This window comes from Brevundimonas sp. Root608, assembly GCF_001427825.1.
Taxonomy (GTDB): Bacteria; Pseudomonadota; Alphaproteobacteria; order Caulobacterales; family Caulobacteraceae; genus Brevundimonas.
Map to the genome: position 1 here is coordinate 866,238 of NZ_LMGT01000001.1, position 16,788 is coordinate 883,025.

Consider the following 16,788-nt stretch of genomic DNA (forward strand, 5'->3'; position numbering starts at 1 on the left):
TCCTGCGCCGCCCGGACCGTCGCGCCTTGATCGTAGTCAAGGCCAGGGATCGGCGCCGGGAGGACAGTTCTCGGGCTTGCATTCATATTAGCACTGCCTAATATTAGCGCAAACTTACATAAGGACATCCGATGACGAAGCCCACGGCCCTGTTCGCCGCCCTCGCCACCGCCGCCCTTCTGGCCGGCGGCCTGTCGGCCTGCGGCGGGGAGCCCGAGGTCGTGGCGGCCGCGCCGGTACGAGGCGAACGCCTCGCCGTGACCGAGGCCCTGATAGACGCGGTCAAGCCGGCTTCGGCCATTGTCGCTTCCCGCGACCTCGGCGAGGCGCGAGCCCGCATTCCGGGCACGCTCACGCAGCTGAACGTGCGCGAGGGCGATACCGTGCGCCAGGGCCAGGTCATCGGCGTGGTCACCGACAACCGGGTCGGCCTCGAGACGGCGGCGTTCGGCGCACAGGTCGCGGCGGCCGAGGCCGAGGCCGCGCGCGCCCGGGCCGACCTGTCGCGAATCCAGACCCTGTTCGATCGGGGCATCTACGCCCAGGCGCGGCTCGACCAGGCCCTCGCAGCCTCCCAGGCCGCCAACGCCCAGGTCCGGGCGGCGCGCGCCGTGCGCTCGGCCAGCGCCGAGACCGGCGCCCAAGGCCGGATTCTCGCCCCGACGTCCGGTCGGGTGCTCGCCGCCGACGTGCCCGCCGGCTCGGTGGTCAACGCCGGACAATCCGTCGCCACCATCACCGCCGGCCCGCTGGTCCTCAGGCTGGAGCTGCCCGAGGCCCAGGGCCGCAACCTGCGGGTCGGCCAGACCGTCGCCCTGTCTGGCGAGGACTTGCCCGGCGTGACAAGCGGCGCGATCGCCCAGGTCTATCCAGCCTCGACGGCCGGGCGGACCACGGCCGACATCGCCGTCGACGGCCTCGCAAGCGACCGGGTCGGACAGCGGGTCATCGTCCAGGTGCCGGTCGGCCAGCGCCGCGCCCTCGTCCTGCCGCTTCGCTTCGTCGCCACCCGCTTCGGCATCGACTTCGTCCGCACCGTCGACCGCGCCGGCCGCGTCAGCGAGGCGCCCGTTCAGCTGGGGGGGCGCGTCCCGGGCGATCGGGTGGAGGTGCTGTCGGGCCTGAGGGCCGGCGACATCGTCCTCGCCCCTGCAAGCGCGCCCGCACCGGAGCGCGCCCGATGAACCTCGGCCTTTCCGGACGCCTGACCCGCGCCACGCTCAATTCGCCGCTGACTCCCCTGATGCTGCTGGCGGCGATCGCCGTCGGCCTGATGGCCGTGCTGTCGATCCCTCGCGAGGAGGAGCCGCAGATCAGCGTGCCGATGGTCGACATCATGGTCGCGGCCCCGGGGCTGAGCGCCTCCGACGCCACCGAACTGGCGGCCAAGCCGCTGGAAGCCATCGTCCGCAGCATCGACGGCGTCGAACACGTCTACACCCAGGTGCAGGACGACCAGGTGATGGTCACCGCCCGCTTCGTGGTCGGCTCGGATCCCGACGACGCGGCGGTTCGCGTCCACGAGAAGGTGCGCGCCAGCTACGGCTCCATCCCCGTCGGCGTGTCCGAGCCGCAGATCGTCACCCGGGGCATCAACGACGTGCCCGCCGTGGTCCTGACCCTGACGCCGCGCGCCGACGCGGCCGGGCGCTGGAGCGACCAGGCCCTGTACGACGTCGCCGCCCGCCTCCGCACCGAGATCGGGAAGGTCGAGGACGTCGGCCTGACCTTCATCGTCGGCGGACGACCGTCCGAGATCAGGGTCGAGCCCGATCCGGCCCGCATGGCCGCGCGCGGCGTGGCCCTGTCCTCGGTGCTCGAGACGGTCTCCCAGGCCAACCGCAGCTTCCCCGCCGGCGCCTTCCGCGACCAGGGCCAGGCCGTCGCCCTGCGCTCGGGCGAGCGGCTGGCCACCCCGGACGACGCCTCCCTGCTGACCGTCCGTTCGATGGCGGGCGAGCCCGTCTATCTGCGCGACGTGGCCGCCGTCGTGCAGGCCCCGCGCGAGGACCAGGCCCGCGCCGCCCACTACGCCCGCGTCGGCGACGGCTGGAGGGGCACGCCCGCCGTCAGCCTGGCGGTGGCCAAGCGCCAGGGCGCCAACGCCGTGGTCGTCTCGCACGGGGTGATGCAGCGGGTCGAGGCGCTGAAGGGCACGCTGATTCCGGACGGCCTCGAGGTCGTGGTCACCCGCGATTACGGCGAGACAGCCAATGAAAAGGCCAATGAGCTGCTCATGCACCTCGGCCTCGCGACAATCTCCATCGTCATCCTGATCGGTTTCGCCATTGGCTGGCGCGAGGCGGGCGTCACGGCGGTGGTGATCCCGACCACCATCCTGCTGACCCTCTTCGCCTCCAACCTGATGGGCTACACCATCAACCGCGTCAGCCTGTTCGCCCTGATCTTCTCGATCGGCATCCTCGTCGACGACGCCATCGTCATGATCGAGAACATCGCCCGGCACTGGGCCATGGACGACAGCCGCAGCCGCGCCCAGGCCACCGTCGAGGCCGTGGCCGAGGTTGGCAATCCGACCGTGGTCGCCACCCTGACCGTGGTCGCCGCCCTGCTGCCCATGCTGTTCGTCTCGGGCCTGATGGGCCCCTATATGGCGCCGATTCCGGTCAACGCCTCGGCGGCCATGGTCTTCTCCTTCTTCGTCGCCGTGGTCATCGCGCCCTGGCTGATGATCCGCCTGGCCCGCAAGACCCTGGCCGGCGGCCACGGCCACGAGCACGGCGAGGGCCTGCTGGGCCGCGTCTACCGCAAGGTGGCGACACCGGTCATCCGCTCGCGCCGCAGCGCCTGGACCTTCCTGATCGTCGTCGGCCTCGCCACCCTGCTGGCCATGTCGATGTTCGGCTTCCGGGCCGTGCCGGTGAAGTTGCTGCCGTTCGACAACAAGTCCGAGCTGCAGGTCGTGCTGGACATGCCGGAGGGGACCAGCCTCGAGGCCACCGAGCGCACCCTCGCCGGAGCCGCGGCCGTGGCGGGCCTCCTGCCCGAGGTGGAATCGCTGGAGAGCTACGCGGGGACGGCGGCGCCGTTCAATTTCAACGGCCTGGTGCGCCACTACTTCCTGCGCGCCGGGGCCGAGCAGGGCGATCTGGCCGTCATGCTGGCGCCCAAGGGCGAACGTAGCCGCAGCAGCCACGCCATCGCGCTCGACCTGCGCCGCCGTCTGGCCGACCTGCCGCTGCCGACGGGTTCGTCGATCAAGGTGGTCGAGGCCCCGCCGGGTCCGCCCGTGCTGGCGACCCTGCTGGCCGAGGTCTACGGCCCCGATCCCGCGACGCGCCGCGCCGTCGCCGCCGAGCTGGAGACCCTGTTCCGCGCCGAGTCCTCGGTGGTCGATGTCGACAACAGCTACGGCGTACGTCGGCCGGTCCTGCGCCTGATTCCCGACCGCGAGAAGATCGAGCGGTTCGGCCTGTCCGAACGCGAGGTGCACGACTCCATCGCCGCCGTCATGGGCGGCCAGATCCTGGGCTACGCCGCCCGCGACAACGAGCGGACCCCGGTCGAGATCGCCGTGCGCCTGCCCCAGTCGGCCCGGACCTGGAACGAACAGATGGCCGTCATGCCCGTGGCCGTGACCACCCTCGACGGCGGCCGGCGCCTGGTCGAACTGGGCGAGATCGTCGAGGCCCGTCACGAGCTGGCGAGCTGGCCGGTCTACCGCCGCGACGGCCGCGCCGCCGAGATGGTCACCGCCGAACTGGCCGGCCAGTTCGAGGCCCCGATCTACGGCATCCTGGCCATCGACGCGGCCATCAAGGACCACGACTGGAAAGGCCTGCCGCGTCCCGAGGTCCGCCTCAACGGCCAGCCGACGGACGAGACCCGGCCCACGGTGCTGTGGGACGGCGAGTGGGAGATCACCTGGGTCACCTTCCGCGACATGGGCGCCGCCTTCGGCGTGGCCCTGCTGGGGATCTATGTTCTGGTCGTCGCCCAGTTCAAGGATTTCCGCATTCCGCTGGTGATCCTGACGCCCATCCCCCTGACCCTGATCGGCATCGTCATCGGCCACATGCTGTTCGGCGCGCCCTTCACCGCCACCTCGATGATCGGCTTCATCGCCCTGGCGGGGATCATCGTGCGGAATTCGATCCTGCTGGTCGATTTCATCCGCCACGCCCGAACCCCGGGACGACCCCTGCGCGAGATCCTGCTGGAGGCCGGGGCCATCCGCTTCAAGCCCATCCTGCTCACCGCCCTGGCGGCCATGATCGGGGCGGCGGTGATCCTGTTCGACCCGATCTTCCAGGGTCTGGCGATCTCGCTGCTGTTCGGCCTGATCTCCTCGACGATTCTGACGGTGCTGGTGATCCCGGCCATCTATATCGCGTTGAAGGACGACGGCCGCCCCCTGGCCGCCGAAGAGGCGCCATGACCGACACCCTGCCCACGCCCAACGCCGACGCCCTGGCCAGGCTCGAAGCCAGCGCCGCGCCTGCCGCGCGCCTGATGCGCCTGTTCGCCAACGAGCAGCGGCTGATGCTGATGTGCCGGCTCAGCGAGGGCGACTGCCCCGTTGGCGATCTGGCCGACTACGTCGGACTGTCCCAGTCGGCCTGCTCCCAGCACCTCGCCCGCCTGCGCGACGCCGGCGTCATCGCCCCCCGCCGCGACGCCCAGACCATCTACTACGGCATCGCCGATCCGGCCGCGGCCCGGGTCATCGCCCTGCTCTGCGACCTCTACCGCGACAAACCAAAGGACCCGACTCCATGACCTATTTCCATGCCCGCACCATCGAGGGCGACTTCGAAGCCGTCGTCGAGCGCACCCGCGCCGCCCTGCAGAAGCACGGCTTCGGCGTCCTCACCGAGATCGACGTCCAGGCCACGCTGAAGACCAAGATCGGGCAGGACTTCCGCCCCTACCGCATTCTCGGCGCCTGCAATCCGGTCATGGCGCACGAGGCGCTGAAGATGGAGCCTCATGTCGGCGTCATGCTGCCCTGCAACGTCGTGGTGCAGCAGGCGGAAGGCGGCGTCGAGGTCTTCGCCGTCGACCCCGCCGCCTCGATGGCCGCGATCGACAATGCCGAACTGCTGGGTCACGCGCGAACGGTGGGCGAGCATCTGCGGGCGGCCGTCGACGAAATTTGACGTCGACGGGGCCACCCGCCGGCGCACCCCGGCGGGGCGATTTTTGTTATCTGAATGTCGGGCGCGGGCCGTGGACGGCGGGACCCGCATCCCGATCCGCCGCGATCGCCCTGCGCACGTCGTCGGGGACGTGCGAGAGCAGGAGCGGCCGGGGCGCGGTCGCGAGGAGCGATCGCGTGACGCCGCCGAACCATTTTTCTGCCGTGGGGGATCGGCTGTAGCCCCCGACGACGACGAGGTCGGCGGTGAAGTCCTCCGCGGCCTCGATGATCGTCTCGGCCACGGCGGCGGCGCCCGATTCCATGGATTTCACGGTGGCGCGCACGCCGACGGCCTCCAGGAGGGCTGTCAGTTCGGCGGTGGCGTCGGGCCGTGCGGCCTGATCGACCACGAGGACGATCGCCAGCGCGTCCGCGGCCATCAGCGGCAAGGCGTCGTCGACGGCCTGCCGCGCCGCCATGCTGCCGTTGCACCCGATCAGCACGCGGCCGCCGATAGCTCCGGTCCAGGCGGCCGGGATGATGAGGATGGGCCGGGCGGCGCGCAGGAGGAGCCTGTCCGCGGACAGGGCCTCGGACAAGCCGGGCAGGCGAGGGTGGCCGACGACGATCAGGTCGCCGGTGGTCGCGAATTCGCCGGCGTCCGGATCGTCGTCCCACGCGGGGCGGAATTCCGCCTCGACCCCGTAAGGCTGGACGAGGGCGTCGAAGGCCTGTCGCGCTGCGGAGACGAGCGCCTGTTCGCGGTCCGCCTGATGCTCCAGCACTTCGTGGATCGCTTCGGCGCCGCGCGCGAAGGTCTCGGGCGGGGACGGAAAGGGACGATGCAGACCCCGGAGTCCGGTGAGTCCGACGCCCAGCCGCCGCGCCAGGGCGGCGGCCTGGCGGCCCAGAAGGTCCCCATGGAGCGAGCCGTCCAGACAGACGATGATCCGGCGTATGGACTTGTCCATGGCGACCTCCATTTCCATCAGTCTGCCGTTCCGGTGCGCGCTGGACATTGATCGAGCGCAAGGCGCGCGCGCCTTGACACGAGGACAGTCCGGGCCTGTCTTCCCGGTTCCGAGGGACTCCGCTGCTCCATCCCGAGGAGGTCCGGCCGGCGCCCGGAAGGGCTGAACCCGCGGCCAGGGTGCGTTCGACGGTCGGGTATGAGGAGCGAGACAATGACCTATGACTGCTGCGACCCGACCGGCTCGCGCGCTTCTCCCCCGGAGCCGGCCTCACCGGACGCGATCTACACCTGCCCCATGCATCCGCAGATCCGCCAGCGCGGGCCGGGCTCGTGCCCCATCTGCGGCATGGCGCTCGAGCCGGTGACGCTCACGGCCGAGACGCCGCCCAATCCCGAGCTGATCGATTTCACGCGGCGATTCTGGATCGGTCTGGCGCTGACGATCCCGGTCTTCGCCCTCGAGATGGGCGGGCATGTGACCGGACTGGCGATGAGGGTCCCCGGCCAGACGTCCAACTGGATCCAGCTCGCCCTGGGTACGCCGGTGGCGCTGTGGGCCGGCTGGCCCTTCTTCCAGCGCGGCTGGGCCTCCGTCCGCAACCGCAGCCTCAACATGTTCACCCTGATTTCTCTCGGCGTGGGCGCGGCCTGGATCTACAGCGTGGTCGCCGTTCTGGCCCCGGCGCTGTTTCCATCCGCGGTCCGGCGCATGGACGGCAGCGCGCCCGTCTATTTCGAGGCGGCGGCGGTGATCACCGTCCTCGTGCTGGTCGGCCAGATCCTGGAGTTGCGGGCCCGGGAGCAGACTTCGGGCGCGATCCGCGCCCTGCTCGACCTCGCGCCGCGCACGGCCCGGCGCCTCCGCGACGACGGGGTGGATGAGGATGTGGCGCTGGACCTGATCGTCGTGGGGGATCGCCTTCGCGTGCGTCCGGGGGAGAAGATTCCCGTCGACGGCGAGATCCTTGAGGGCCGGGTCGCCATCGACGAGTCGCTCGTCACCGGCGAGTCGATGCCGGTCACCAGGACGGCCGGCGACCGGGTGGTGGCCGGGTCGCTCAACAAGACCGGCTCCTTCGTGATGCGGGCCGACAAGGTCGGGGCGGACACCCTCCTGGCACGCATCGTCCAGATGGTGGCGGAGGCCCAGCGCAGCCGGGCGCCGATCCAGCGCCTGGCCGACCAGGTTTCGGGCTGGTTCGTGCCGGCCGTGGTCGGCGTCGCGGTGCTGGCCGCTGTGGTCTGGGGTCTGGCCGGGCCGGAGCCGCGCCTGTCCTACGCCCTCGTGGCCGCGGTTTCCGTGCTGATCATCGCCTGTCCCTGCGCGCTCGGCCTGGCCACCCCCATCTCCATCATGGTCGGGGTGGGACGCGGAGCCCGCGCCGGCGTCCTGATCCGGAACGCCGAGGCGCTGGAGCGTTTCGAGAAGGTCGACACCCTGGTGATCGACAAGACCGGCACCCTTACCGAGGGTCGGCCCTCGGTGACCGTCATCCGCCCGGCGCCCGGCGTTGACGAGGCGGAGCTGCTTCGCCTTTCGGCCAGCCTGGAGCGGAGCAGCGAACATCCCTTGGCGGGCGCGATCGTGCGCGCCGCCGCCGAGCGCAATCTGACTCTCTCGCAGCCGACCGAATTCGACAGCCCGGTCGGGCGCGGCGTCACCGGCGTCGTCGACGGGCGACGCGTCGCCCTCGGCAACGCCCGATATCTCAGCGAGACCGGCGTGGACGTCGCCTCGCTCGAGGTCGAGGCCGATGGCCTGCGAAGCGACGGCGCGACCGCGATCTTCGTGGCCCTCGACGGCGCGGCCGCGGGCGTTCTGGGCATCGCCGATCCGATCAAGGCCACCACTCCCGGAGCGATCCGCGACCTGAAGGCCGCGGGCCTGCGCCTGGTCATGATGACCGGGGACAATCGCGCCACCGCCGAAGCCGTGGCCAGGCGCCTGGGCATCGACGACGTCCGGGCCGAAGTCCTGCCCCAGGACAAGGCGTCCGTCGTCAGCGCCCTTCGCGCGGAGGGCCGGGTGGTGGCCATGGCCGGCGATGGCGTGAACGACGCGCCCGCGCTCGCCGCCGCCGATGTCGGCGTCGCCATGGGCGCCGGTTCCGACGTCGCGATCGAAAGCGCCGGGGTCACCCTGCTGGGCGGCGATCTGCGGGACATCATGCGGGCGCGGCGGCTGTCGAGGGCGGTGATGGGCAACATCCGCCAGAATCTGGTGTTCGCCTTCGGCTACAACGCGCTGGGCGTCCCGATCGCGGCGGGTCTGCTGTACCCGGCCTTCGGCTGGCTGCTGTCCCCCGCCCTGGCGGCCCTGGCCATGGCGCTCTCGTCGGTCAGTGTGGTGGGCAACGCCTTGCGCCTGGGCCGGATCAGGCTCTGAGGTCCCCCTCCGTACCGCTACTTAGTGGCCAGCCCCTAGGGACCGCTCCTGAATAACGGACGAAGCTTCGCCGGATTAACTTTTCACCATCCACTTGAGGGGTTGAGCCATGTCGCAGCTAATCTCCATCGTCCCGGCCGAAAGTTCTGTCGGCGGTCAGGATTGGGCCGGCGCCGTCCGGCTGACCTTTGGTCAGGGCGAAGAAATCTATGCGCAGGACGAGGATGCGGACCTGATCTATCGCGTGGTCCGCGGTTCCGTCAGAACCACGCATCTGCAGGCGGACGGCCGCCGGCAGATCGGGGACTTCTACTATGAGGGCGACGTGATCGGCGTCGAGGTCGGCGAAGGCCATCGCTTCTCGGCCGAGGCGCTGACCGGCTGTGAGGTTCTGGCGCTCCGGCGGGCCGGATCGGCGGCTTACGAAAACGGTCGCGTCGAACGCATGATCTGGGCCGCCACCGCCAGCGAACTGCAGCGGGCCCAATCCCACATGCTGCTGCTCGGCCGCGCGACGGCTTGCGAGAAGGTGGCCCGGTTCCTGATGGACATCGCCAACCGGTTCCGGGGCGAGTTCGTCATCCTGCCCATGAGCCGCCAGGACATGGCGGACTATCTCGGTCTCACCATCGAGACGATCTCCCGCATGCTCGGCCGGCTCCAGGCTGATGGCGTGATCGAATTCTCGGGCTCGCGCAAATACCGCGTCCGGCGTCCCGGCTGCCTGTCGGAACTCGCGGCCGGCTGATCTTGCGGCGGCCGCGGGCGGCCATGCTAGAGTTCGGTGATGGTCGCATCGCCCGCGGCCCGGTCGGGAGTGGCTGGTGCAGTTTCGATCCGCCGTCCTGCGAATCATGTCCCGGCGCAACGGGTATATCGCCGCGGTCGTCGGGGCGGTCGTGGCCCTCGGCGCCCGTCTGGCTGTGAACGCCACCTTTGGTGATCGAACCTCCCTGATTCTTTACGTGCCCGTCGTCCTCGTCGCGGCGGGCCTGGGCGGCGGCGGGCCTGCGCTTCTGGCGACGGTGATCTGCCTGGGCATCAGCGCCACCATCCTGCGGGACAGTCTCTGGCTCGACCCCGCCAATCTCACGGAAGCGGTTGCCTTCGCCTCGCTGGGGCCCATCATCGCCCTGGTCGGGGAACGCCTCTGGCGCGACAGCCGCGAAGCGGCGACCCGGCAGATCCACCTGCAATCGATTCTCGAAACCGTGCCCGAGGCGATGGTCGTGATCGATGCGGCCGGCAAGATGCAGTCGTTCAGCACCGCCGCCGTCCGCCTCTTCGGCTGGACGCCCGAGGAGGCGATCGGGCGCAACGTCAGCGTCCTCATGCCCGAGCCATATCGATCCGAGCACGATCATTACCTCGAGCGCTACATCGACACGGGCAAGCGACGGATCATCGGCATCGGGCGCATCGTCGTCGGACAGCGCAAGGACGGCTCCACCTTCCCGATGGAACTGGCGGTCGGCGAGGCCCGGGTGGGAAGCGAACGGTTTTTCACCGGTTTCGTCCGGGATTTGACTGAACGGCGCAACCAGGAACGCCGGTTTCAGGAGCTCCAGTCAGAGCTGATGCATGTGTCGCGCCTGACGGCGATGGGCGAGATGGCGTCGTCCCTGGCTCATGAACTGAACCAGCCGCTCTCGGCCATCGCCAGCTATATGAAGGGTTCCGTTACCCTGCTCGAGGCCGAACAGCCCGATTTGCCGAAACTCCGCGCGGCGCTGGATCGTGCGGGAGACCAGGCCCTGCGCGCCGGTGACATCATCAAACATCTGCGGGAGTTCGTCGCCAAGGGCGAGACCGAACAGTCCCTCGAGGATCCGGCCAGGCTGATGGAGGAAGCGAGCGCCCTCGCGCTGGTCGGCGTCAAGGACAAGGACGTCCGTGTCGATCTCCGCCTGGCCCGGAACCTCGGCGAGGTGGTGGTCGACAAGATCCAGGTCCAGCAGGTCGCGCTGAACCTGATCCGCAACGCCATCGACGCGATGGCGGACGGTCCGCGCCGAAAACTTGAAATCGCGGTCCGGCTGGAGGACGCGGACACCATACGCGTCAGTGTCGCCGACAGCGGTCCCGGTCTGGACCCCGTGGTCCGCGAGCGGCTGTTTCAACCGTTCGTTACAACCAAGGTTCAGGGTATGGGGATCGGGCTGTCGATTTGCCGCACCATTGTCGAGGCCCACGGCGGGCGTATATGGGCCGAGGACAACCCTGGCGGCGGGGCAGTCTTCGTCTTCACACTGCCGCGTGCGGACGGGGAGAGCGCCATTGGCTGAGCTGCTTCATGTCATCGACGACGACGCGGGATTGCGCGACGCCCTTGCCTTTCTCCTCGAGGTCAATGGCGTCAACGCGCGATTCTACGAGTCCGGCGACGCCTTTCTGGCCGCCTTGCCGGTCGAGCAGGGGTGCCTGCTGACGGACGTCCGCATGCCGGGCCTCACCGGGCTCGAGCTCGTCCGGGAGTTGAAGGACCGCGGGGTCGACCTGCCGGTCATCGTCATGACGGGCCATGGGGATGTTCCCCTGGCCGTCGAAGCCATGAAGGCCGGCGTCGTCGATTTCATCGAAAAGCCGTTCGGTGACGACGTCCTGCTCGCCGCCGTCAAGGCGGCCTTCGAGCGGTTGAACAACGATGTCGAGCCTGATGCCGCCCGGCTCGCGGCGGAGGGGCGGCTGGCCCAGCTGTCGCCCAGGGAACGCGACGTTCTGGCCGGAGTCGTCGAAGGCAAGCTCAACAAGGTCATCGCCTACGAACTGGAGATCAGCCCGCGCACCGTGGAAATCTACCGCGCCAACCTGATGTCCAAGACGGGGGCGCGAAACGTCGCCGACCTGATGCGGATCGCTCTCGCGGCCGGCCTGTAATTTGTCCTGAATCAAGACCTCGTTCCGCGGAAGCGCCAGACTGGATGGGCTGGACCGATCCAGCGCGACAGATTGTCTTCCCATGGCCCCGTCGCCGACCGCCCGTCCGGTCCTGCTGATCGCCGATGACGACGCAGAGGTTCTCCGCGCCCTCGCCTTCATGGCGGGGACGCGGGGCTATGAAGTGCTCGGTTGCGCGACCGCGGCCCAGGCGCTGGCCGAACTCGACGGGTCCGTGTCCTGCCTCGTTCTCGACCAGCACCTGCCGGACATCCAGGGCATCCAGCTTCTCAGGCAAATCCGGGCGGCCGGAAACCACACCCCCGCGCTGCTGATGACGACCAGCCCTTCTGCGGTGCTGCGCACCCAGGCGGCCGCGGCCGGCGCGCCCATCGTGGAAAAACCCCTCCTGGACGAGAGTCTGTTCCAGCAGATCGGGAGACTTCTCGCCGCCGCTTGATCCCGGTCAAGGCGCCGGCCCCGCGGCGGGTTCAATTGGCCGCGAGCCGGGACCTTGGGTCGAGACGAACCGATCCCCGCATCGCCGCCGACGCCCTTCAATCCCGCATCACCGTTTCGGAGCAGACCGATGAACAGACTGGCTTCCAAAGTCGCCGTCATCACCGGCGGCGCCGTCGGCCTCGGCCGGGCCACCGCCCTGCGCATGGCGGAGGAGGGCGCGGCCGTGGCCATACTCGACGTGCGCGACGAGGAAGGCGGCGCCTTCGCCGCGGAACTGACACAGCGCGGGTTGCCAGCCGCCTACTGGCGCTGCGACGTCGCGAGCGAGGCCGAGGTGCGAACGACGCTGGCGGCGGTCGTCGAACGCTTCGGCAAGCTGGACATCCTCGTCAACAACGCCGGCGTCGCCGGTGTCAGCAAGCCCACCCACGAGGTGACCGAAGCCGAGTGGGACTGGGTCCAGTCGATCAACGTCAAGGGCGTGTTCTTCTGCACCAAACACGCCATTCCCTATCTCAAGTCCGCCGGGGGCGGCTCGATCATCAATCTGTCGTCCATCTACGGTCTGGTGGGCGGGCCCGACGTGCCGCCCTATCACGCCTCCAAGGGAGCGGTGCGGCTGATGACGAAGACGGACGCCCTGATCTATGCCGGCGACCGGATCCGGGTGAACTCGATCCATCCCGGCTTCATCTGGACGCCCATGGTCGAGGGCCACCTGGCCAGCCAGGGGGATGTCGCGGAGGGCCGCAAGGCCGTGGACGCGCTGCATCCGCTGGGTCACATCGGCAAGCCCGACGACATCGCCTGGGGCGCCGTCTATCTGGCTTCCGACGAAGCCGGGTTTGTCACGGGCGCCGAACTCGTCATCGACGGCGGCTATACGGCCCGATAGGCCTCAGTCGCGGCGATAGGCCCCGACGATGCGGCGGGCGCGGTCCTCAACTTCGGTGCGGCAGCGCTCCACGGCGTCCTTCCGCATCCCCTGGCCCACGCTTCCGAAATTGTGGTGGCCGATGATCTCCATGCCGGTCATCGCGGCGAAATGGGCATCGAAATGCCTCTGCATGGCCGACCAGGCGCCGGTCGTTTCGACCCAGTCCTGGGGCGCGCCCGACGAGGTGAAGGTGATCATCTTCCGGCCGCCGAGCAGCGGGTGGTTCCCACCTGCGTGGATGGCCGAATAGCCGAAATCCATTCCGAAGACGCGGTCGACATAGCCTTTCATCATCGCCGGGGTGGCGTTGAACCAGAGGGGGTAGAAGAAGGCGAAAATGTCCGCCCCCGCGACGGCGGCGCGCTCGCGGGCCACGTCGGGCCTGACCGTGGCGCCGAAGTGATCGGGCATCTCCGCAGCGCGAAGCCGGGGATCGAACCGCAGGCGGTAGAGATCGCGCACATCCACCTCGCAGCCGGCGGCGCGCGCGGTGTCGGCGAAGGCGGCGGCCATCGTCAGCGTGAAGCTGCGCTTTCTCGGGTGGGCGGCGATGACGGCGATGCGGGGAGCTGAGGTCTGCATGACCCAAGTATCGCCCTTCCGCGGCCGAGCGGATTGATCTGGCTCAAGCCGGCGCATGGCGGGGCCGGTCGGGCGGGCGACGCTGCGGGAGCTTTGCCCGGGATCAGCAGGGCCCACGAATGAGACAGGCGGAAAGCCGGCGCCAGGCGTCCTCGCCATCGCTGGCGAACTGGATGAGATCGAGGTCGTCTTCCGTCACCAGCCCTTGGGCCGCCAGGACGTCGAACCGGATCAGATTGGTCCAGAACGGCTCATCCACCAGGATCACCGGAACGGCGCGCATCTTTCCGGTCTGGCGCAGGGTCAGGATTTCGAACAGCTCGTCCAGCGTGCCGAAGCCGCCGGGAAAGACCACGAGAGCGTTGGCCCGCATGGCGAGGTGCATCTTGCGCATGGCGAAGTAGTGGAACCGGAACGTCAGGTCCGGGGTCGACCATGGATTCGGCTCCTGTTCCTTCGGCAGGCTGATGTTGAAGCCGATGGAGGGCGCGCCGGCCTCGGACGCGCCGCGGTTGGCCGCCGCCATGGCGCCCGGGCCGCCTCCGGTCGCAATGACGTTGTCACGCGGCCCGTCCTCCCCGTCGAGCGCCCCGCCCTCGCGGGAGGCCAGCTCCGCGAACCGGCGCGCCTCCGCATACCAGCGGGCGTGGTCGGGCGGCCCGTCCTCCGCGATCCGGGAACTGCCGAACACCACGACCGTCGAACGAATGTTCCAGGCTCGCAGGATCTCGTCGGCCTTGGCGAACTCGAGAAGAAAGCGGACCCCTCGCATCGAGTCGCCGAGCAGAAACGACATGTCGACGGCCGGAAGGAGGCTCGCCCCGGAACCGCCTGGCGTGGCGCTCGGCAGGGAATCGTTCATTATCCGCCGTCCGGTGAAGGGGGTCTGATCGCCGCCTCGAGACTTCGGATCAACGCCTGTCGCTCGGAGTCCCCCGGCAGCTGTTGCAGGACGGTGTTGAGACTGGCGAGGAAGGCGGCGCGATCGTTGTGCCAGTCCGGACGGGTCGCCTGTCCGGGCGCGAGCCTGGCGTGGCCTCGCCCGACCGGCTCCGCCCTGTCCCGGGTCAGGGCGTAGGTCTGGTCGAGGCCCGCGGTGATCGATCTGTAGCCCAGTCCGGACAGGCGGCCAGCGAGGGTGGCGAGGGCCTCCGGTTCGCCGTGGTCGAGGAGCACATTCCCCGCGACGGCGCCGCGCGCCCTCAGCCAGTCGACCAGTTCGGTCGCGTCTGCGTGGCCGGAATAGTTGTCCATGCTCCGCACGCGAGCCCCGACCTGGATGTCCTCGCCCTGGATCCGGACCGCGGTCCTGCCCTCGACCAGCAACCGCCCGAGCGTGCCCGCCGCCTGGAAGCCGGTGATCAGAACGGTGACCTCCTTGCGCCACAGCAGCCGCTTCAGGTGGCGTCTGATACGGCCGGCGTCGCACATGCCGCTGCCCGCCAGGATCACATGCCAGCCGCTCAGCCGCTCCAGCCTATCGCTCTCCTGCGGCCGCAAAAGGTGATGGAGCCGGGGGGCATGACGCAGCGGCTCGAACGGATTGTCGCCGGAGTCCGCGTTCCAGCCACGTCTGAGAAACACCTCCGTCGCCTCGATGGCCAGGGGCGAGTCGAGGAATACCTCCGCCGCGAGGTCGGGTTCGGCGTCCATGACGGCCAGCAGGTCCAGGATCAATTCCTGGGCCCGGCCGATGGCGAAGGTCGGCATGAGCAGGGGGCCGCCCGCGGCCTTGGCGGCCCGCATCTCGTCGGCCAGCGCCCGACGGCGGGCCGAAAGCTCCAGATCGAGGCGCTCCCGGTCGCCGTAGGTGCTTTCCAGAATGACGTGATCCACATCGACGGGACCGGAAGGGTTGGGCAGAAACGGCTGGCGGCCGGAGCCGATGTCGCCCGAGAACAGGAGGGTCAGCGGGTCTTCTCCCCGACCGATCCGCACCTCGATGGAGGCCGCGCCCAGCAGGTGTCCGGCTGGCCACCATACCGCCTCGACGCCATCCGCCACGTCACGTAATGCGCCGAACTTCACGGTTTCGAAAAGCCGCAGGGTCGGCTCGACGTCGGAGGTCGTGTAGATCGGCTCCACCCGCTTCAGGCCGCGCTGCTCGTTGCGGCGGTTGAGATGACGAACCTCGCTTTCCTGGATGCCGGCGGCGTCGGCCAGCATGACCTCGCAGAGGTCGCGCGTGCCTCTGGTGGTGAAGATCGGCCCGTCGAAGCCCGCGCGCACAAGCTTGGGCAACAGGCCGGAGTGATCGATGTGCGCATGCGTCAGCAGGACCGCGTCGATCTTGTCGACGTCGAACGGAAACGGCTCGTAGTTAAGGGCTTTCAGCGTCTTGGGGCCCTGGAACATGCCGCAATCAACCAGCAGGCGGCTCTGGCCGGTGTCCAGCAGCATGCACGAGCCGGTGACGCACTCGGCGGCGCCGTGAAAGGTCAGGTTGACGGTCACAGGGCGGGCTCCATTGAACGCGGAACGGGGGCCGAAGTCAGCCGCGACGCCGCCCTCGCGGCGGCGTGGATCATGACGCTGATCAGGATGTGACCGGCGCCGTAGGTCGGGTCGCGCCCGCGGCCGCCCGGCATCAGTGGGCCAGCAACAGGTTCGGCCCGTCCTTGCCGCCCAGGAAGGCGCGCGTGGCGCCGCCGAAGACCGCTTCGCGGAGGCGCGAGTGCCCCCAGGCGCCGGCGATCAGCAGCGTGGCCAACCTGCCCTTGGCTGCGGAGAGCAGGGCGGCGCCCTCATCCTCTCCCTCGATCAGCACCTCGGCGCCTTCGCCGACGCCGTGCAGCCGGAGATAGGCGTTCAAGGCTTCGATGTCGGGGTCGGTCGCGCTGCGGTCCAGGCCGGTCACGCACTGCACGATGTGAATCTCGCTCGCCATCGCCAGGAGGGGGAGGGCGGCCTTGACCGCCCGTCCGGCCTGGGGACTGCCGTCCCAGGCGATCGCCGCCGGTCCGGAAAGAGAATCCACGTCATGTCGGGCGACCAGCACCGGCGCACGGTCGCCGAGCAGGCATTGCCCGAAGACATCGCGTCCGGGGCCGTGATCCAGATGCCCCTGACCGAAGACGACGAGATCGGCCAGCGCGGCGTGGCGGCTTACGGCCAGCGCGGGCCTCAGCCCCCGGCCCATGACCGACATCCGGGGCGCGCCCTCGCCGGGGCCGAACACGACGTCGGCCTGATTGGCCGCGGCGCGGGCCGCTTCCTCGATCCGGCCCTGGAGTTCGCGTTCCGCGGCGGCGAGTTCCTCAATCGCCTCCGGGGACATTGTGGCGCCGAGCGTCATGCCCAGGGCGACCATGTCGGCGGCGCTGTCGGGATAGATGGGCAGGACTTCCACCACGCCGTCGTGCTGGCTGGCGAGGCTGCTCGACAGGCCGAGAGATCGGCTGTCGCCGTCCCCGCCCGCCGCGATGGCGATGATGTGTTTCAGGCTCATCTCGGTCTCCGTTCGGGGAAAG

16 protein-coding genes are annotated in these 16,788 nt (G+C 69.5%); 10 read left to right on the forward strand and 6 right to left on the reverse strand.

Annotated features, from left to right (window positions below):
- The first annotated feature begins 131 nt into the window (after positions 1-131).
- From ASD59_RS04115 to ASD59_RS04130, 4 genes are read left to right on the forward strand one after another with little or no spacing between them, the layout of a single operon-like run.
- On the forward strand, positions 132-1,184 hold the full coding sequence (locus tag ASD59_RS04115; protein WP_055828700.1) for an efflux RND transporter periplasmic adaptor subunit: 1,053 nt from the start codon (positions 132-134) through the stop codon (positions 1,182-1,184).
- Entirely contained in the window at positions 1,181-4,399 is a 3,219-nt protein-coding gene (locus ASD59_RS04120) for an efflux RND transporter permease subunit (RefSeq protein WP_055828702.1), read from the forward strand. Before ASD59_RS04115 ends, ASD59_RS04120 begins: the two co-directional genes overlap by 4 nt.
- Complete coding sequence (locus ASD59_RS04125) at positions 4,396-4,740, forward strand: ArsR/SmtB family transcription factor (protein ID WP_055828705.1); 345 nt, start codon at positions 4,396-4,398, stop codon at positions 4,738-4,740. The genes ASD59_RS04120 and ASD59_RS04125 overlap by 4 nt, the downstream gene beginning before the upstream one ends.
- Positions 4,737-5,120, forward strand: a complete 384-nt coding sequence (locus ASD59_RS04130) for a DUF302 domain-containing protein (protein WP_055828708.1) — start codon at positions 4,737-4,739, stop codon at positions 5,118-5,120. Before ASD59_RS04125 ends, ASD59_RS04130 begins: the two co-directional genes overlap by 4 nt.
- A gap of 46 nt (positions 5,121-5,166) precedes the next feature.
- On the opposite strand, the gene ASD59_RS04135 is transcribed toward ASD59_RS04130, so the two are convergent.
- Entirely contained in the window at positions 5,167-6,072 is a 906-nt protein-coding gene (locus ASD59_RS04135) for a universal stress protein (RefSeq protein WP_162246618.1), read from the reverse strand.
- A 213-nt stretch (positions 6,073-6,285) separates the two neighbouring features.
- Here ASD59_RS04135 and ASD59_RS04140 point away from each other — a divergent pair, with 213 nt between their 5' ends.
- From ASD59_RS04140 to ASD59_RS04165, 6 genes are all read left to right on the forward strand, one after another.
- Positions 6,286-8,460 carry a copper-transporting P-type ATPase gene (locus ASD59_RS04140; protein ID WP_156376919.1) on the forward strand — a complete coding sequence of 725 codons (2,175 nt, stop codon included), beginning with the start codon at positions 6,286-6,288 and terminating at the stop codon, positions 8,458-8,460.
- A gap of 109 nt (positions 8,461-8,569) precedes the next feature.
- Complete coding sequence (locus tag ASD59_RS04145) at positions 8,570-9,208, forward strand: helix-turn-helix domain-containing protein (RefSeq protein ID WP_055828714.1); 639 nt, start codon at positions 8,570-8,572, stop codon at positions 9,206-9,208.
- Positions 9,209-9,284: 76 nt separating this feature from the next.
- Complete coding sequence (locus ASD59_RS04150; RefSeq protein ID WP_235561711.1) at positions 9,285-10,745, forward strand: sensor histidine kinase; 1,461 nt, start codon at positions 9,285-9,287, stop codon at positions 10,743-10,745.
- Entirely contained in the window at positions 10,738-11,337 is a 600-nt protein-coding gene (gene fixJ / locus ASD59_RS04155) for a response regulator FixJ (protein WP_055828722.1), read from the forward strand. The genes ASD59_RS04150 and fixJ overlap by 8 nt, the downstream gene beginning before the upstream one ends.
- An 82-nt stretch (positions 11,338-11,419) precedes the next feature.
- Positions 11,420-11,797 carry a response regulator gene (locus ASD59_RS04160; protein ID WP_055828726.1) on the forward strand — a complete coding sequence of 126 codons (378 nt, stop codon included), beginning with the start codon at positions 11,420-11,422 and terminating at the stop codon, positions 11,795-11,797.
- Between the two features lie 129 nt (positions 11,798-11,926).
- Positions 11,927-12,694, forward strand: a complete 768-nt coding sequence (locus tag ASD59_RS04165) for an SDR family NAD(P)-dependent oxidoreductase (RefSeq protein WP_055828729.1) — start codon at positions 11,927-11,929, stop codon at positions 12,692-12,694.
- Between the two features lie 3 nt (positions 12,695-12,697).
- On the opposite strand, the gene ASD59_RS04170 is transcribed toward ASD59_RS04165, so the two are convergent.
- From ASD59_RS04170 to ASD59_RS04185, 5 genes are all read right to left on the reverse strand, one after another.
- Positions 12,698-13,318, reverse strand: a complete 621-nt coding sequence (locus ASD59_RS04170; RefSeq protein WP_235561712.1) for an NAD(P)H-dependent oxidoreductase — start codon at positions 13,316-13,318, stop codon at positions 12,698-12,700.
- Between the two features lie 103 nt (positions 13,319-13,421).
- Entirely contained in the window at positions 13,422-14,180 is a 759-nt protein-coding gene (locus tag ASD59_RS04175) for a TIGR00730 family Rossman fold protein (protein ID WP_055828736.1), read from the reverse strand.
- Positions 14,180-15,772, reverse strand: a complete 1,593-nt coding sequence (locus ASD59_RS04180) for an MBL fold metallo-hydrolase (RefSeq protein WP_055828739.1) — start codon at positions 15,770-15,772, stop codon at positions 14,180-14,182. Before ASD59_RS04180 ends, ASD59_RS04175 begins: the two co-directional genes overlap by 1 nt.
- On the reverse strand, positions 15,769-15,906 hold the full coding sequence (locus ASD59_RS14175; protein ID WP_156376920.1) for a hypothetical protein: 138 nt from the start codon (positions 15,904-15,906) through the stop codon (positions 15,769-15,771). The genes ASD59_RS04180 and ASD59_RS14175 overlap by 4 nt, the downstream gene beginning before the upstream one ends.
- Positions 15,906-16,766 (reverse strand): universal stress protein, encoded by an 861-nt coding sequence (locus ASD59_RS04185; protein ID WP_055828742.1) that lies wholly within the window; start codon positions 16,764-16,766, stop codon positions 15,906-15,908. The genes ASD59_RS14175 and ASD59_RS04185 overlap by 1 nt, the downstream gene beginning before the upstream one ends.
- Positions 16,767-16,788: the final 22 nt, after the last annotated feature.

Excerpts from the sequence above, each read along its gene's own strand:
- ASD59_RS04115 (WP_055828700.1), top strand. The coding sequence starts at position 132 with ATGACGAAGCCCACGGCCCTGTTCGCCGCCCTCGCCACCGCCGCCCTT.
- ASD59_RS04145 (WP_055828714.1), top strand. The coding sequence starts at position 8,570 with ATGTCGCAGCTAATCTCCATCGTCCCGGCCGAAAGTTCTGTCGGCGGT.
- ASD59_RS04125 (WP_055828705.1), top strand. The coding sequence starts at position 4,396 with ATGACCGACACCCTGCCCACGCCCAACGCCGACGCCCTGGCCAGGCTC.
- ASD59_RS04170 (WP_235561712.1), bottom strand. The coding sequence starts at position 13,318 with ATGCAGACCTCAGCTCCCCGCATCGCCGTCATCGCCGCCCACCCGAGA.
- ASD59_RS14175 (WP_156376920.1), bottom strand. The coding sequence starts at position 15,906 with ATGCCGGGCGGCCGCGGGCGCGACCCGACCTACGGCGCCGGTCACATC.
- ASD59_RS04175 (WP_055828736.1), bottom strand. The coding sequence starts at position 14,180 with ATGAACGATTCCCTGCCGAGCGCCACGCCAGGCGGTTCCGGGGCGAGC.
- ASD59_RS04160 (WP_055828726.1), top strand. The coding sequence starts at position 11,420 with ATGGCCCCGTCGCCGACCGCCCGTCCGGTCCTGCTGATCGCCGATGAC.
- ASD59_RS04165 (WP_055828729.1), top strand. The coding sequence starts at position 11,927 with ATGAACAGACTGGCTTCCAAAGTCGCCGTCATCACCGGCGGCGCCGTC.
- ASD59_RS04140 (WP_156376919.1), top strand. The coding sequence starts at position 6,286 with ATGACCTATGACTGCTGCGACCCGACCGGCTCGCGCGCTTCTCCCCCG.
- ASD59_RS04130 (WP_055828708.1), top strand. The coding sequence starts at position 4,737 with ATGACCTATTTCCATGCCCGCACCATCGAGGGCGACTTCGAAGCCGTC.
- ASD59_RS04135 (WP_162246618.1), bottom strand. The coding sequence starts at position 6,072 with ATGGACAAGTCCATACGCCGGATCATCGTCTGTCTGGACGGCTCGCTC.
- ASD59_RS04120 (WP_055828702.1), top strand. The coding sequence starts at position 1,181 with ATGAACCTCGGCCTTTCCGGACGCCTGACCCGCGCCACGCTCAATTCG.
- ASD59_RS04185 (WP_055828742.1), bottom strand. The coding sequence starts at position 16,766 with ATGAGCCTGAAACACATCATCGCCATCGCGGCGGGCGGGGACGGCGAC.